The organism is Sphingobium sp. TomTYG46 (genome assembly GCF_055396345.1).
In genome coordinates, this window is the sequence record NZ_AP027324.1 from 246,297 (window position 1) to 263,068 (window position 16,772).

At 63.6% G+C, this 16,772-nt stretch carries 13 protein-coding genes; all 13 read left to right on the forward strand.

Translation table 11 applies throughout. From position 1 onward, the window contains the following. Position 1 precedes the first annotated feature (1 nt). The 13 genes from ACZ5YV_RS01345 to ACZ5YV_RS01405 all read left to right on the forward strand — a co-directional run bounded on the left by ACZ5YV_RS01345 (position 2) and on the right by ACZ5YV_RS01405 (position 16,772). On the forward strand, positions 2-1,444 hold the full coding sequence (locus ACZ5YV_RS01345) for a UDP-N-acetylmuramoyl-L-alanyl-D-glutamate--2,6-diaminopimelate ligase (RefSeq protein WP_464788245.1): 1,443 nt from the start codon (positions 2-4) through the stop codon (positions 1,442-1,444). Then, on the forward strand, positions 1,441-2,820 hold the full coding sequence (locus tag ACZ5YV_RS01350) for a UDP-N-acetylmuramoyl-tripeptide--D-alanyl-D-alanine ligase (protein ID WP_464788246.1): 1,380 nt from the start codon (positions 1,441-1,443) through the stop codon (positions 2,818-2,820). Before ACZ5YV_RS01345 ends, ACZ5YV_RS01350 begins: the two co-directional genes overlap by 4 nt. After that, positions 2,820-3,893, forward strand: coding sequence for a phospho-N-acetylmuramoyl-pentapeptide-transferase (gene mraY / locus ACZ5YV_RS01355; protein ID WP_464788247.1), 1,074 nt, complete (start codon positions 2,820-2,822; stop codon positions 3,891-3,893). Before ACZ5YV_RS01350 ends, mraY begins: the two co-directional genes overlap by 1 nt. Before the next feature lie 5 nt (positions 3,894-3,898). Then, positions 3,899-5,221 (forward strand): UDP-N-acetylmuramoyl-L-alanine--D-glutamate ligase, encoded by a 1,323-nt coding sequence (gene murD / locus ACZ5YV_RS01360; protein ID WP_464788248.1) that lies wholly within the window; start codon positions 3,899-3,901, stop codon positions 5,219-5,221. A 33-nt stretch (positions 5,222-5,254) separates the two neighbouring features. Next, positions 5,255-6,457, forward strand: coding sequence for a putative lipid II flippase FtsW (ftsW, locus tag ACZ5YV_RS01365; protein ID WP_464788249.1), 1,203 nt, complete (start codon positions 5,255-5,257; stop codon positions 6,455-6,457). Then, positions 6,454-7,620 carry an undecaprenyldiphospho-muramoylpentapeptide beta-N-acetylglucosaminyltransferase gene (gene murG, locus ACZ5YV_RS01370; RefSeq protein WP_464779049.1) on the forward strand — a complete coding sequence of 389 codons (1,167 nt, stop codon included), beginning with the start codon at positions 6,454-6,456 and terminating at the stop codon, positions 7,618-7,620. Before ftsW ends, murG begins: the two co-directional genes overlap by 4 nt. A 130-nt stretch (positions 7,621-7,750) precedes the next feature. Next, positions 7,751-9,172 (forward strand): UDP-N-acetylmuramate--L-alanine ligase, encoded by a 1,422-nt coding sequence (gene murC, locus ACZ5YV_RS01375; protein ID WP_464788250.1) that lies wholly within the window; start codon positions 7,751-7,753, stop codon positions 9,170-9,172. A gap of 49 nt (positions 9,173-9,221) precedes the next feature. Beyond that, a complete protein-coding gene (murB, locus tag ACZ5YV_RS01380; protein WP_464789120.1) occupies positions 9,222-10,112 on the forward strand; it encodes a UDP-N-acetylmuramate dehydrogenase in 891 nt (296 codons plus the stop codon). Positions 10,113-10,236: 124 nt separating this feature from the next. After that, a complete protein-coding gene (locus tag ACZ5YV_RS01385) occupies positions 10,237-11,196 on the forward strand; it encodes a D-alanine--D-alanine ligase (protein WP_464788251.1) in 960 nt (319 codons plus the stop codon). Beyond that, positions 11,189-12,127: a cell division protein FtsQ/DivIB gene (locus ACZ5YV_RS01390; protein WP_464788252.1), complete on the forward strand. Its 939-nt coding sequence runs from the start codon at positions 11,189-11,191 to the stop codon at positions 12,125-12,127. Before ACZ5YV_RS01385 ends, ACZ5YV_RS01390 begins: the two co-directional genes overlap by 8 nt. 5 nt (positions 12,128-12,132) lie before the next feature. Next, positions 12,133-13,419, forward strand: coding sequence for a cell division protein FtsA (ftsA, locus tag ACZ5YV_RS01395; RefSeq protein WP_464788253.1), 1,287 nt, complete (start codon positions 12,133-12,135; stop codon positions 13,417-13,419). Between the two features lie 110 nt (positions 13,420-13,529). After that, positions 13,530-14,990 carry a cell division protein FtsZ gene (ftsZ, locus tag ACZ5YV_RS01400; RefSeq protein WP_464788254.1) on the forward strand — a complete coding sequence of 487 codons (1,461 nt, stop codon included), beginning with the start codon at positions 13,530-13,532 and terminating at the stop codon, positions 14,988-14,990. Positions 14,991-15,110: 120 nt separating this feature from the next. Next, on the forward strand, positions 15,111-16,772 hold the full coding sequence (locus tag ACZ5YV_RS01405) for a tetratricopeptide repeat protein (protein WP_464788255.1): 1,662 nt from the start codon (positions 15,111-15,113) through the stop codon (positions 16,770-16,772).

Consider the following 16,772-nt stretch of genomic DNA (forward strand, 5'->3'; position numbering starts at 1 on the left):
GATGCGCCTCGGGTCGCTTATCGAGGGGCTGGATGTGAAGCTCGACACCGGGGCGCCGCTGGACGCCTTGGTGTCGGGCTTCGCGATCGATAACCGGAAGGTTGCGCCGGGCACGGTCTTTGGCGCCTTCCAAGGACTGCGGGTGAACGGCGAGGATTTTATTGCCGACGCCGTGCGCGCGGGTGCTGTTGCCGTCGTTGCGCGGCCGGAGGCGAAGGTGGAGGGGGCGGTCCATATCGCTCATGACAATCCCCGTCGTTTTTTCGCGCTGCTCGCCGCCCGTTATTTCGCGCCTTTTCCAGAAGTAACCGTTGCCGTCACCGGCACCAACGGCAAGACTTCCACCGTGGAACTGGCCCGCCAGCTATGGCGGATGCTGGGCCATCATTCCGCTTCGATCGGGACGCTCGGCGTCACCACCTCGGTCGATCAGGTATCGACGGGCCTGACGACGCCGGACATCGTTACCTTCCTGTCCAACATGTCGGGCCTGAAGCGTGAGGGCATTACCCATGCAGCCTTCGAAGCGTCGAGCCATGGCCTGGCCCAATATCGGACGGAAGGACTGCCGGTGTCGGCGGCCGCCTTCACCAACCTGTCGCGTGATCATCTCGATTATCATGGCGACATGGACAGCTATTTCGACGCCAAGATGCGACTGTTTGACGAAGTCGTCGCATCCGACGGAACGGCGATCGTCTGGGCCGATGACGCATGGTCCGACAAGGTCATCCAGCGAGCTACGAAGCGGGGGCTTCGTGTGCTGAGCGTCGGGGTGAAGGGGCAGGCTTTACGTCTTGCCAACCGCACCCCGACCCAGTTGGGCCAGACGCTGGAAGTCGAGGCTGGGGGCAATCTCTACAAGGTCAATCTGCCGCTGATCGGAGCCTATCAAGCCGCGAATGCCTTGACCGCCGCCGGGCTCGTCATTGCAGGCGGCGAGGATGTGGCGAAGGTTTTGGAACTGCTTGGCCGGGTTCAGCCGGTGCGTGGCCGTCTGGAACGCGCGGTGATCACAAAGGCGGGCGCCCCCGTCTATGTCGATTATGCGCATACGCCAGACGGCCTTCGCGCCGCGATCGAAGCTCTGCGCCCTCATACGCGTGGCAAGCTGATCGCGCTGTTCGGCGCTGGCGGCGACCGGGACGCTGGCAAGCGCCCGCAAATGGGCAAAGTTGCCGCAGAGTTGGCTGATCATGTCATCGTCACGGACGACAATCCCCGTTCAGAGGACCCGTCCGCCATTCGCGCCGCCGTCATGGCGGGGGCGTCGGGCGCGGAGGAAATCGGCGGCCGCCGTGCCGCCATCGCCGCCGCCATTGCGCGGGCCGGTGGGGATGATATCGTGCTGCTCGCGGGCAAGGGGCATGAACAGGGGCAGATCATCGGCGATCGGGTGTTGCCGTTCGACGATGTCACTGTTGCCCGGGAGTGCGCTGGGTGAGCGAGCTTTGGACTTCCGAGGAAATAGCGCAGGCTACAGGGGGTGCCGCTTCGGCACCCTTCGCCGTTTCGGGCGTCGCCTTCGACAGCCGTGAAGTGACGAATGGTGACCTGTTTGTCGCGATGAAGGGCGAGACGACGGACGGCCATCATTTCATCGACAAAGCTTTCGGTCAGGGCGCCGCTGGCGCGATCGTCAGCGAACCTGTTCCTCAACCTCATATATTGGTCCCCGACAGTGCCGCTGCGCTGGAAGCGCTGGGCCGCGCTTCGCGTGCGCGCATGCAGGGCAAGGTGGTCGGGGTCACGGGGTCAGTCGGCAAGACCGGCACCAAGGAAGCCTTGTTTCAGGCGCTGGACCGCATCTGCCCGGGTCAGGTGCATCGGTCGGTCAAGAGCTACAATAATCATGTCGGCGTGCCGCTCAGCCTGTCGCGCATGCCCCGCGCGTCGGCCTTTGGCGTGTTCGAAATGGGTATGAATCATGCCGGTGAACTGGCGCAGCTGACGCGGCAGGTGCGGCCGCACGTCGCCATCGTGACCGCCATCGCCCCGGCGCACATCGAGTTTTTCGGCACCGAAGAGAAGATCGCGCAGGCAAAGGCGGAGATATTCGAAGGGCTTGAGCCCGACGGCACGGCGGTCATCCCCTATGACAGTCCGCATGTGGCGACGCTCTACGCAAAGGCAGAGCAGCATGCCTCCCGCATCCTGACCTTCGGTTTTGACGAAGAGGCCGATGTGCGCGCGCGTGACATGGTTCCGGCGGCGAATGGCGGGACATTGGTCACGGCTACGCTGCCCAGCGCCGAACTTTGCTTCACTGTTGGAGCGCCGGGCGAACATTGGGTGTCGAACGCACTGGCGGTGCTCGCGGCTGTCGAAGCGTTGGGCGGCGATCTGGCGGCTGCGGGTCTGGCGCTTGCCGAAATGCCAGGCCTGCCGGGCCGTGGCGAGCGGCGGTCTGTCGCAGTCGCTGGCGGCGAAGCGCTGCTGATCGATGAAAGCTACAATGCCAATCCGCTGAGCATGGCCGCCACGCTCAAGCAATTGGGCAAGGAAAATGCGAGCCGCCGCATCGCCGTGCTGGGCGGCATGCGCGAACTGGGCGATCGCAGCCACGAACTCCATGCCGGACTTGCCGAGCCGCTTGCCGTCGGTCAGGTCGACTACGCCATTCTGGTGGGCGATGAAATGAAACCGCTGGCCGAGGCGCTGCACGGTCAGCAGTTGGCCTTTGATCATGTGCCGGATACGGCGGCCGCCACCAATCTCATTCGGACGGAAATGCGCGCTGGCGACGCCATATTGGTCAAGGGCTCGAACGGCATCGGCCTGTCGCGCCTGGTCGCCGCGCTTGGGGAACATAAGAACTGATGCTCTACTGGCTCGCCCAGACCATGGATTTCGCGGGGGTTTTTAACCTCATCCGCTATCTGAGCTTCCGCGCGGGCGCGACGATCGCGACGGCCTTCGTCATCGGCCTTGTGCTGGGACCGCGCTTCATCGGCTGGCTGCGGGTGCGGCAGGGCAAGGGTCAGCCGATCCGCGATGATGGTCCGCAGACTCATCTGGCAAAGCGCGGCACGCCGACCATGGGCGGGCTGATGATCCTCACCTCCATGATCACATCGGTGCTGCTCTGGATGGATCTGTCGTCCATCTATGTTTGGGCATGCCTTTTCGTAACGCTGGGTTTCGGCGCGATCGGTTTTCTGGACGATTATGACAAGGTGACGAAGGCCAGTCACAAGGGGCTGTCGGGCAAGATGCGTCTGGTGTTCGAGTTCCTGATTGCAGGCATAGCGGCCTGGTTGATCGTCAACCAGCATGGGAATACGGCGCTCTACCTGCCCTTCTACAATGGCCCGGCGATCGAGCTTGGCCCCTTCTACTTCCTCTTCGCCGCCTTCGTGATCGTGGCATTTGGCAATGCGGTGAACCTGACCGATGGGCTGGACGGCCTGGCGACCATGCCGGTGATCATCGCCTGCATGGCGTTCATGGCGATCGTCTATCTGGTCGGTCGCGCGGACTTTGCGGCCTATCTTGGCATCCCGCATGTGCCGGGCGCGGGCAATCTTACCATATTGTGCGGTGCAATCATTGGCTCAGGCCTCGCTTTCCTTTGGTTCAACGCTCCTCCCGCCGCCGTCTTCATGGGCGATACCGGCAGCCTCGCGCTTGGCGGCACGATCGGCGTCATCGCGGTAACCGCGCATCATGAAATCGTGCTGGGCGTCATCGGCGGGCTGTTTGTGGTCGAGGCGATGAGCGTGATCATCCAGGTGTTCTTCTACAAGCGGACGGGCAAGCGCGTGTTCAAGATGGCGCCGATCCACCATCATTTCGAGCAACTGGGCTGGGCCGAACCCACGGTCGTGATCCGGTTCTGGATCATCTCTTTCGTGCTGGCCCTTGCCGGTCTCGCCACGCTGAAGCTGCGGTGAGCGGGATGACCCTTACCTCCCCCGCCTTCGCTGGCAAAACATATGCGGTCCTTGGCCTGGCGCGATCCGGACTGGCGACTGTAGAGGCGCTTGTGACCAGCGGCGCGCGCGTCGTCGCCTGGGACAATCGGGACGAAGCGCGCGCGGCTGTCGCTGACAAGGCCGAGTTGGCTGACCCGCTGGAGATCGACCTCGCGGGCTTTGATGGGGTCGTTGTTTCTCCCGGGGTGCCGCTTAACAAGCATCCCATCGCCATGCATGCCAAACTCGCGGGCGTGCCCGTCATCGGCGATATCGAGCTGTTCGCGCTCGCCCGTCCTACACTTCCCGCACATCGGGTGGTGGGCATCACCGGCACCAACGGCAAGTCGACCACGACCGCGCTCGTTCATCATATCATAGAAGCAGCAGGCATCCCGACCCGCATGGGCGGGAATATCGGCCTGCCCATTTTGGGGCAGGAGCCGTTGCCGGAGGGCGGCATCTACGTGCTGGAACTGTCGAGCTATCAGATCGACCTGACGCAGAGCCTCGACTGCGATGTCGCGGTGCTGCTCAATATCACGCCGGATCATCTCGATCGCTATAATGGCTTTGAAGGCTATGTCGCGTCGAAGGCCCGGCTGTTCGCCATGCAGTCGGCCGAGCATGTCGCGGTGATCGCGACGGAGGATGAACCGAGCCGGTCCATCGCGGCCCAGCCGGGCGCTCGGCGGGTAGAGGTGAAGGCCGGGGACATCGATCCCGCCGCGCAGGCGAACTGGCCGTCGCTTCAGGGACCGCACAACGCGCAGAACGCAGCGATAGCCTTCGCCGTCGCGCGCGCGCTGGGCATCGATGAAGCGACGATCGAGGCTGCCCTCGCCAGCTATGCCAGCCTGCCGCACCGGATGCAGCGCGTAAAGGAACTGAACGGCGTTCTTTACGTCAACGATAGCAAGGCGACCAATCCAGCTTCGACGGCGCCTGCACTGGCGGCCTATCCGCCCGTTGATGGTCGGCCGCGCCTGCACTGGATCGTGGGGGGGCTGGCAAAGACCGATAATCTTGACGAATGCGCGCCATGGTTCGGCAATGTCGCTGCAGCCTATACCATCGGCGAAGCGGGGCATATGTTCGCCGACCTGCTCAAAGATAATATGGCGGTGGATGACAGCGAGATGCTATCGGCCGCCGTTCGCCGCGCGGCGCGTGTAGCACAGCCGGGCGACGTTGTGCTGCTTTCGCCAGCCTGTGCCAGTTTCGACCAATTCCGGGATTTCGAGGCGAGAGGCGATGCCTTCATCGCGGCGGTCACGGCGCTGGAAGAAGGGGGCCTGGACGGCTAAAGGCGGTGCAGGGGCGCAGAAGGGGCGATTACGATGTTCAGGGCAGGCGAACTGGTGAAGGGGTTCAAGAACCGCACCGTTCCGCGCGAGCGTACGGCCCTGGCCATTTGGTTCTGGGAGATCGATCGCGTTCTCCTCTCGCTGATCGTCGCGCTGATGGCGATCGGTCTGGTTGCCGTTGCGGCTGCTTCGCCCGTGGCGGCGATCGACCGTTCGACCAGCAGCGTATCCGTCACGCCGCTCATCTATTTCTATCGCCAGCTTATGTGGGTCTTCATCGGCCTGCCGATCATGCTCGTCATATCGATGTTGCCCCGTCAGCAGGCCCGGCGGTTGGCCATGTTCATGACGGCCTTTTTCATCGTGATGCTGCTGTGCGTGCCGATCCTGGGGTCGAGCGTGAATGGGGCGCGGCGCTGGATCGATCTGCCCGGATTTCGCTTCCAGCCCTCGGAGTTTCTGAAGCCCGTCTATGTCGTTTCCATGGCCTGGCTGCTTTCGTTGCGGGGGAAGGACATGTCCCTGCCGGTTATTCCGCTGACCGGCGTGTTGACGTTGTTGATCGCGGCGATCCTGATGAAGCAGCCGGACTTCGGCCAGACGGTCATTTTCCTTGCCTGCTGGGGATGCCTGTTGCTGCTGTCCGGCGTGTCGATGCGGTTCATCGGCATGATGGGTGGCGTGGCGCTGGCTGGCCTGATCGCCATGTACATGTTTTACGAAAATGGCCGTCAGCGGATCAATGACTTCCTTGGCATCGGTGTCGCGCAGGACACGGGTCCGGACCAGACGGAACTGGCGTTCCGCACGATCACCCATGGTGGATTCACGGGCGTGGGGCCAGGGGGCGGTCAGGAGAAATTCCGCCTGCCCGAAGCGCATACCGACTATATCTTTTCCGTGATCGGTGAAGAGTTCGGACTGCTCGCCTGCATCGGCATCGCCTGCGTTTACCTGGCGATCGTCGTCCGCGTGCTGCTGCGCATGCTGGACGAGGATGATAATTTCACGATCCTGGCCGCAGCGGGACTTACAACGCAGTTCGGGTTGCAGGCGATCATCAACATGGGCGTGAATGCCCAGATATTTCCTTCGAAGGGCATGACGCTGCCCTTTATCAGCTATGGCGGCTCCTCTATGCTGGCTCTTTGTATCGGGGTCGGCCTGCTGCTTGCGTTCACACGGCGCAATCCCTTCATGGGGCGGCATACCGTCGTCAAATGGAGTGGTCGATGAGCATTTCCCGTCACTTCGTCCTCGCCGCGGGTGGGACGGGCGGTCACATGATTCCGGCGCATGCAGTCGCGGAAGAGTTGATGGCGCGCGGCCACCATGTCGCCTTGGTCACGGACGAGCGCGGCGCCAAAATCCCGGGCATCTTCGATCGGGCGCAGGTCCATGTCCTGCCCGCCGGGCGCATGACTAAGAACCCGAAGAGCTGGCTGGGCGCGCTTAAGGCCATCCTTGCAGGCCGCGCCATGGCCCGCCGCCTCAATGAGACCTTCCGCCCCACCGCTGTCGTCGGCTTTGGCGGCTATCCCGCCATGCCTGCGCTGTTGGGCGCGCTGGCGGACGGCATCCCGACCGCTATCCACGAACAGAATGCCGTGCTGGGCCGCGTGAACCGCTTCCTCGCCCGTCGCGTCGATGCGATCGCGACGGCTTACCCGAAGGTCGAGCGCCTGCGCGACAAATATGCGGGCAAGGTGCATCTCGTCGGCAATCCGGTTCGCGAGGAAGTGAAGGCACTACGCGACGAGGAATTTCCGGCGCTGACGGACGAGAGCGTATTCCGCGTGCTCGTGATTGGTGGCAGCCAGGGTGCCAGCATCCTGTCTTCGGTCGTGCCGGACGGCCTTGGCATGTTGCCGCTCAGCCTGCGCCGCCGTTTGCAGGTAACGCAGCAATGCCGGGCCGAGGATATCGAGCGGGTTCGCCGCTTCTACGCCGACCTGGAAATTCCCGCTGACCTCGCGACCTATTTCAATGATGTGCCGGAAAAGCTGAGCTGGTCGCATCTGGTGATTGCCCGAGCAGGCGCATCGACGCTGGCGGAACTTACCTGCGCGGGCCGTCCCGCCATCCTCGTCCCGCTGCCGAGTGCGATGGATGATCATCAGACGGTCAATGCGCGGGAGATGACCGAGGCGGGTGGCGCGCGGACCATCCCGCAGTCGCGCTTCACCGCCGTGGAACTCGCCAAGCAGATGCAGAAGATGGCGATGGAGCCCGGTGCCCTTCAGAACGCCGCCAAGCGCGCCCGTGCCTGTGGCCGTCCCAATGCGGCGCGTGACATGGCCGACCTGTTGGAAAGCATTGGGCCTGCGCCGATCATGAACGATCCTTTGAAGGTCGGCCCGATCCCGACGAGCTTGAATTTGCAGGGTGTCCCTGCATGATCATGAACCCCCCACGTCATCCCAGCGAAGGCTGGGATCTCATTCCTTCTCGCGCCGTCGCTCTCAAGGGACCGAGAGATTCCAGCTTTCGCTGGAATGACGGTGCTTTTCGCATTCTGGAGACTATCGCATGAAGGGTGTCGGCACCGACATCGGCACGATCCATTTCATCGGCATCGGCGGCATCGGCATGTCCGGTATCGCCGAGGTAATGCATAATTTGGGTTATAAGGTTCAGGGGTCGGACGTGGCGGAAGGCTATGTCGTCGAAGGTTTGCGTAAGAAGGGCATTGACGTGATGATCGGCCACAAGGCCGAAAATCTGGGCGACGCCGCCGTTGTCGTGACCTCCACCGCGATCAAGAAGGGCAACCCCGAAGTCGATCTGGCGCTGGAAAAGCGTGTGCCTGTCATTCGCCGCGCAGAAATGCTGGCCGAACTGATGCGGCTCAAATCTACTGTCGCTGTCGCGGGAACCCATGGCAAGACCACGACCACCTCGATGGTCGCGGCGCTGTTGGACGCGGGCGGGGTTGATCCGACCGTCATCAACGGCGGCATCATCAACAGCTATGGCTCCAACGCCCGCCTTGGCAAGAGCGACTGGATGGTGGTGGAGGCAGACGAGAGCGACGGCAGCTTCCTGCGTCTCGATGGCACGCTGGCGGTCGTCACCAACATCGATCCCGAGCATCTCGACCATTATGGCAGCTTCGACAAGGTGAAGGACGCCTTTGTCGAGTTCGTGGAGAATGTACCCTTCTACGGCGCTGCGATGCTCTGCCTCGATCACCCGGAAGTGCAAGCGATCCTGCCGCGCGTGCAGGATCGGCGCATCGTCACCTATGGTTTCTCGGCGCAGGCCGATATTCGCGGCGAAAATGTGCAGCCGATCCCCGGCGGCAACCGCTTCGATGTGCAAATCCGCGAGCGGGACGGTTCGCTTCGCCGCATCGAAGGGGTCGAAATGCCGATGCCCGGCCGTCACAATGTGCTGAACGCCATGGCGGCGATCGGCGTGGCGCTGCAAATGGGCATCGATGATGCGACGATCCAGACGGGCTTTGCGAAGTTCGGCGGGGTGAAGCGCCGTTTCACCAAGGTTGGCGAGATCCCGGCGGGGCAGGGCGTGGCGACCGTCATCGACGATTATGGCCACCACCCCGTGGAGATAAAGGCCGTGCTGGCCGCCGCGCGCGAGGGTGCCAAAGGCCGCGTTATCGCGGTTGTACAGCCGCACCGCTATACCCGCCTTCGCGACCTGATGGATGAATTTCAGCAGGCCTTCAACGACGCCGACATCGTCTATGCGGCCCCGGTCTATCCGGCGGGCGAGCAGCCGACCGAAGGCGTGGACAGCGCCGAGCTGGTCGCGGGTCTGAAGCGTCGGGGGCATCGCCACGCCGCTACGGTCGAGGGCGCCGACGATCTGGCCCGCGTGATCGCTGACGATCTTCAGGCTGATGACATGATCATCTGCCTTGGCGCGGGTGACATCACCAAGTGGGCCGCAGGTCTGGCACAGGCCGTAGCGGCGAAAGAAGCCGCCTGATGAGGCCTCGTCAAACCTTCCTTCTGGGGGCATTGGGTTGACCACGACAGTGGCGCCCCTTCCTTCGGTTCGCGGGTCGCTGAAGACTGACGCGCCGCTGGCTCCGCTCGTCTGGTTCAAGGCGGGCGGCGTCGCGCAGTGGCTCTTTGAGCCCAAGGATGCCGAGGATTTGGCGGACTTCCTGGCGCATCTCGATCCGGCGATTCCGGTGATGGCGCTTGGCCTTGGCTCCAACCTGATCGTGCGCGATGGCGGCGTTCGGGGCGTTGTCGTGCGTCTGGGCAAGCCCTTCGCGAAGGTTGAGCAGATTGATGCCACCGCCATCCGCTGTGGGGGAGGGGCATCGGGCATCCTCGTATCCTCGACCGCGCGGGATGCGGGCATCGCGGGGCTTGAGTTTCTGCGCTCGATCCCCGGCACGGTGGGCGGTTTCGTGCGAATGAATGGCGGTGCCTATGGGCGCGAGACCTGCGACATTCTGGTCGAGTGCGACGTAGTGCTGCGTTCCGGCGAGCGCTTGACGCTGCCGCTCGACGCGTTGGGCTATACTTATCGCCACAGTAGCCTGCCCGAAGGCGCGGTGGTGGTAAGCGCCGTGTTCCGGGGTGTTCCCGGTGATCCTCCCGCTATTCAGGCCGAAATGGATCGCATCGCGGCAGCGCGCGAGGAAAGCCAGCCGCTCCGCAGCAAGACCGGCGGATCGACCTTCAAGAATCCGGATGGTCACAAGGCCTGGGCATTGGTCGATGAGGCGGGCTGCCGGGGACTGCAATTGGGTGGCGCTCAGGTTTCGGAAAAGCATACCAACTTCCTCCTCAACCTTGGCGATGCCACCAGCGCGGACATCGAGGCGCTGGGAGAGGAAGTGCGCCGCCGGGTGAAGGCAAAGAGCGGCGTCGAGCTTGAATGGGAAATCCAGCGCGTGGGAGTGAATAAGTGACTCGCGCCACCTTCCCGTCATCCCAGCGAACGCTGGGATCTCGTTCCTCATTTTCCGCTCTCGACGGCATGAAGATTCCAACTTCCGCTGGGATGACGAATATATTTGTTCTGGAGTTCTACAAATGACCCGTGGCCCCTGGCACGTCGCCGTCCTGATGGGAGGCTGGTCCGCCGAGCGTCCGGTTTCGCTGATGAGCGGCGAGGGCGTCGCAAAGGCGCTGGAATCGCGCGGGCACCAGGTCACGCGGATCGACATGGACGACAATGTCGCCGCCCGTCTCGCGGAAGCCAAAGCAGATGTCGTTTTCAACGCGCTCCACGGCGTCCCGGGCGAGGATGGTACGGTGCAGGGCATGATGGACCTGATGGGTCTCACCTATACTCATTCCGGCCTCGCCACCTCCGTCATCGCCATCGACAAGCAACTGACCAAGCAGGCGCTGGTGCCTCACGGCATCCCGATGCCCGGCGGTCACATCGTCGACAGCGCCAGCCTGTTCGAAGCCGATCCCCTGCCGCGTCCCTATGTGGTGAAGCCTGTCAATGAGGGCAGCTCCGTCGGCGTCGCCATCGTGACGCAAGACGGCAATTACGGATCGCCCATCGGCCGGGATGTGGAAGGCCCCTGGCAGCATTTCGACCAGCTGCTCGCGGAGCCCTATATTCGCGGCCGGGAACTGACGACCGCAGTGCTAGGCGATGAGGCCTTGCTGGTGACTGAACTGCGTCCCAAGAGTGGCTTCTACGATTTCGATGCCAAATATACCGACGGCATGACCGAACATGTCTGTCCGGCCGAAATTCCGAACGACATCAGCGAAGCGTGCAAGGCCATCGCCCTGCGCGCGCATCAGCTTCTGGGCTGCAAGGGCGCTTCGCGTTCGGATTTCCGCTGGGACGATACGCAGGGAGTAGAGGGCCTCTACCTGCTGGAGGTAAACACCCAGCCCGGCATGACGCCGCTCAGTCTTGTCCCAGAACAGGCGGCAAAACTGGGCATTGACTATGCCGAGCTGGTCGAGCGTATTGTCGAGGATGCGCTGATGCAGAAACAGGGCGCTAAGGGGGCAGGGCATGGCTGAAGCACGTATCCGGCGGGGAGGCACGGCGCGTCTGACGGGTGCGGGTGGACCTCGCGGCCGCAATGGATCGGGCCGGGGCAAGCCGGGCAAGCGTCGTTCCTGGTTTGGTCGCATGCTTCATGCACTTCCAGTCAGCGAAGACACGCTGCAACGCATGGCGAGCTGGGCCATCGTGGGCATCGTCGTAGCCGCCGTCGGTGGCATCGCCATGCTGCTGGGCGTGCCCGCAATGGCCGGACAGAAGGCGGCGGAGGTTGCAGCCAACGCCGGTTTCGAAGTGCAGAAGGTAGAGGTGCGCGGCGTCGAGCGCATGGACGAGCTGCCGGTCTATAATATCGCGCTCGGCCAGGTGGACCGCTCCATGCTGTCGCTCGACCTGCCCAAGGTCCGCGACGAAATGCTGAAGCTCGGCTGGGTCAAGGACGCGCGCATTTCGCGGCGCCTGCCGGACACGCTGGTGGTCGATATCGTCGAACGTGACCCCGTGGCGGTGTGGCAGCATGATGGGCAGTTGCACCTGATCGACGTGCAGGGCGTGGTGCTTCAATCCGTGTCTACGGATGCGATGCCCGACTTGCCGCTGGTCGTCGGCCCCGATGCCAATCGCCAGACGGCGGGCCTCAACAAGCTCATGGAAAATGCGCCCGCGCTGAAGCCCATGCTGGCTGGTGCGACCTGGGTCGGGAACCGCCGCTGGGATTTGCGCTTTCAGTCGGGGGAAACGCTTTCACTGCCTGAAGGAGACAGGGCCTCTGCGACCGCGCTCGTTAATTTCGCGCGCATGGACGGCGTCAACCGCCTGCTGGGTCGAGGCATCGTGAAGTTCGACATGCGCGACCCGGATCGCTTCATCCTGCGCCTGCCGCAGAACCAGGTGAGCGATAAAGCCGAAGTCAATGCGCCCGCCGCGCCTCAGGGCGAGGAAGGCTGACGCGCATGGCCCAGCCCAAGGTCGATAAACTCGTCACCGCGATCGATATCGGATCGTGGAAGGTTTCCGCGCTCATCGCTGGCCGGACCGAAACGGGTGAACTCGCGATATTGGGCACGGGCCAACGGGAAAGCCGTGGTGTACGGCGGGGCTTCATCGCCGACATGGAGCGCACCGAACTGGCCGTGCGTGAAACGGTCGAGCAGGCGGAGCGCGTCGCGGGCACCAACATCGAGGATGTGTGGGTCAGCTTCTCTGGGGGGAGCCTCGTCAGCGACGTTGTGACGGTCGAGCGCGACATGGGCGGCTATCGCGTAGAGCAGCCCGATATCGACGATCTGCTCGCGACGGGCCAGCAGGGCATTGATCCCGATGGGCGGGTTGTCCTTCATGCCCAGCCCACTTGCTTCACGATCAATGGCAAGGTGCCGGTCAAGAAGCCGCTCGGCATGCATGCCGACCTGCTGGGCGTCGATATCCATGTCGTGCTGGCGGACGGCGCACCGCTCGCCAATCTCGACCTGTGCGTGCGTGGGGCCTATCTCAACGTCAATTCGATTGTCGCATCGCCAATCGCGACCGGCCTTGCCTGCCTTTCGGAAGAGGAAAGAGATCTGGGCGTCGCGCTGGTGGAATTGGGCGCGGGGGTCACCAATGTTTCCCTCTATGCGGGCGGAATGCTGGTTGGCCTGCACAGCATAGCGATCGGCGCGTCGGACATTACCGATGATATCGCCTCCGCCTTCGGCATTCGCCGCAGCCAGGCCGAGCGGATCAAATGCTTCTACGGTTCGGCAATGCAGAACCGCCGGGACTTCCGCGAGATGATTGAGATCGCGGCGCCCCACGGGGATGTCGCCGTGCCGGGGCAGAGCGCTGGCCCCAATGCGGACGGCGGCAAGATCACGCGGGCCGCGCTGGTCGCCGTCATCTGCGAACGGCTGAACCAGTTGATGACGGAAATCAACGCGGCGCTCGCGGGTATGGGCTTCAATACGCCGACCGGACGCCAGGTCGTGCTGACCGGTGGCGGTGCGGAAATGAAGGGCATTGCCGACTATGCACAGGGTGCGCTGGGCCGCGCCGTCCGCATTGGCAGGCCGCGCGGTCTGGCTGCGCTGCCGGAAGCGCATAGCGGCCCTGCCTTCGCAACGCTGGCTGGTTTGGCGCTTTACGGCGCATCGAACCCGGTTGATCTTAGAACGATAGCGCCTGCGCCTCAGACCGTTCATCGTATCAACGCGCCGCTATGGTGGCAGCGGATGGTGCGGGCGATGAAGACAAACTATTGAATAAATCTAAAGCCAGACGAACTTTGCTAGTGAAATACGCTATTTTCTGTTGCATTAACTTTCGATGACAGTTTCGCTCATGTCGCCGAAGCTGGAGGGAGCTAGAATTTATGAGCATTGAGATCAGCCCACCGCATGTGGACGAGTTGAAGCCTCGCATCGCGGTGATCGGCGTAGGCGGCGCGGGCGGTAACGCCATCGCGAACATGATCGCCGCGTCGGTTGAGGGCGTGGATTTCATCGTCGCCAACACCGACGCGCAGGCGCTGAACGCCTCGCCCGCCGAGCGCCGTATTCAGCTTGGCCCGCAGATCACCGAAGGTCTGGGCGCAGGATCGCGTCCGGAAATCGGCAAAGCGGCCGCTGAGGAAACCATCGTCTCGGTCGAAGAGGCGCTGAACGGCGCGCATATGTGCTTCATCGCCGCCGGCATGGGCGGTGGCACCGGGACCGGCGCTGCCCCTGTTATCGCCAAGGCGGCGCGCGACAAAGGCATCCTGACCGTCGGCGTGGTGACCAAGCCCTTCACCTTCGAGGGCAATCGCCGCATGAAGTCGGCCGAGAGCGGCATCGAGGAACTGCAAAAGCATGTCGATACCCTCATCGTCATTCCGAACCAGAACCTGTTCCTGATCGCGAACCCGAACACCACCTTCAAGGAAGCCTTCCAGATGGCTGACGAGGTGTTGCAGCAGGGCGTTCGCGGCATCACCGATCTCATGGTCATGCCGGGCCTCATCAACCTCGACTTCGCTGACGTCCGTTCCGTGATGGGCGAGATGGGCAAGGCGATGATGGGCACCGGCGAAGCCGAAGGCGACGGCCGTGCGCTTCAGGCGGCGGAAAAGGCGATCGCCAACCCGCTGCTCGACGGCGTGTCGATGCGCGGCGCGAAGGGCGTGATCGTTTCCATCGTGGGTGGCGACGACATGCGCCTGATGGAAGTCGACGAAGCCGCCAACCATATTCGCGAACTGGTTGATCCGGACGCGAACATCATTTGGGGTTCGGCCTTCAATGATGGTCTCAACGGCAAGATCCGCGTTTCGGTTGTCGCCACCGGCATCGATAGCGAAGCGACTGGCGGCGCCGCGCCGCTGACCCAGCCGTTCAGCTTCGCCAGCCGCCCGGCTGTCGCCGTTCCTGCCGCAGCGTCGCGTCCGGCTCCGCAGCCTGCTCCGGTTTCAGCCCCCGAAGCCGAGCCCGAAACGCTCGAACTCGATGTGCCTGCCGCGCCCGAACCTGCGCCGATCGCCGCGCCGGTCGAGGAGCGGGCCGCCGCAGCGCCCCGGCCTGCCCCGGCGGCTGCTTCCGCGCGTCCTGCTGCCGTGTTTTCGGACGAGGACCCGTCGCAGGATGAACTTCTGCTCGGCGCAGAGGAAGTCGAAGCACAGTCTGCACCAGCTCCGGCTCCCGCGCCTCAGGCTGCGCCGCGCGCCGCTTCTGGCGGAACCCTGTTCGAACGTATGGCCGGTCTCACGCGAGGGTCCGACAAGAATGCCGGACTGAGCGATGATGCCGGATCGACGCCCGACATTCCACGGTTCCTTAACCGTCAAAGCAACCAGTAAGACGGCGGTCCACAGGCTGTCTTATGTTTTGAAGCGCGCCATCGGCTGCATCGGGCGGTCGGGCGCGCTTTATCTTTCGGTAAATTTCCCATTCACGCATTGATCCGGTAAAGGGCTAGTGTGAAACGCTCAGCTTTATGGATCCTTGGCGGCCTGCTCCTGACGGGAACCGCCCAGGCACAGCCCGCTCAGATTCAGTCGATCAGGCCGTCAGGCGCTGAAAATCTCAGCCGGAACCTGTCTCGCCTTGCATCCAACCCCCGCGACGTCGATGCGCTGGTCGGCGCGGGTGAGGCTGCGATCGAGATGGACGACATGCGTGCGGCTGCTGGCTTCTTCTCGCGTGCCGATGCGATCCAGCCCAACAATGGTCGAGTGAAGGCCGGGCTTGGCCGGGCCGCGCTCAAGGCGCAAAATCCCGCCGAAGCCTTGCGCCTGTTCGATCAGGCTACCCGTCTCGGCTACGGCGAGGCAACGCTGATGGCGGATCGTGGCCTCGCGCGGGACATGACCGGCGACCAGGCCGGGGCTCAGCGTGATTATCAGGCCGCGCTCAAGCGTGCTCCTGACGATGCCGAACTCATCTATCGCTATGCCGCGTCTTTGGGCATTTCGGGTCAGGTCGATGCGGCCGAAAAGGCGCTCCAGCCGCTGCTGTACAAGGGAGACCGTGCCGCGTGGCGATACCGCGCGTTCATCCTGGCGATGAACAACAAGCAGGCCGAGGCGCGAAAGATCGCCAGCCAGACTCTGCCCGCGCAACTTGCCGCTGCCTTGGCGCCCTATATGGAGAAGATGCCCTATCTCACCCCGGCGCAGAAAGCGGCGGCGGTGCATTTCGGTCACTTCCCGACCAATGTGGGGACGTCGCTGGCGGCTGCGACCCCCAGGCCTTCCGCGCCTATGGTGGCCCCCGCTCCAGTTCAGGCCACACCCTCCGCGCAGCCCACCATCCCGGCGGCGCGCCCGCAACTGCCACAGCCAACCCGGCCCTCGATAGCAGCCACGCCAGCGCCATCCGCTCGTCCAGTTCCTGCCAGCCCCGCGCCCTCCACGTTCGCGCAGACCTCAACTGAAACACGCGCTGCACAGGTACAGGGGCCGCCCGCTTCAATTCAGGATACCACCCCGCGCCCGGCCGCTCCGCTACCCGCGTCTCACAGTCAGCCCAGCGCCCCAGCGCAAGCGGCCGTTCCAACTTCGCAGCAGGCCGCCCCCGTCCAGCGCCAGCAGCCCGATCCGCAAGCGACCCGGACATTGGCCGACATCATCCACGCCATCGATGTTCCCGACTCCGAACGCCAGGCGAGTGTAGCCGCTGTCGATCTGTCCGAGATCGAAGCGCTTCAGGCCGCTCGCCGCGCAGAACGGCAGGTCGCCGCCGACAAGGCGAAGAAGGCGGCCACGACGGCCAAGGAAAAGGCCGACGCAGCAGCCAAGGCCAAAGCGAAAGCCGAAGCTGACGCCAAGGCGAAGAAAGCCGCTGAGGAAAAGGCTAGGCTCGCCGCCAATCCATCGCGCAACTGGGTGCAGATCGGCACGGGTGCCAATCGCAATGCACTGGGCTTCACGCTCAAGGCTCTTCGCCGGAAATATGACACTGTTGCGCCGCAGGACGGCTGGGTCGCCAGTTGGGGCCGCACCAACCGCCTGCTCATAGGTCCCTTCGCCAGCTTCACGCGCGCCAAGACGGTGGAAGCGAAGCTGAAGTCCGCCGGTGCCGATGTCTTCGCCTGGCAAAGCGACGCGGGCGAGGTGGTCGAACAGCTCGGAGGCAAGTAA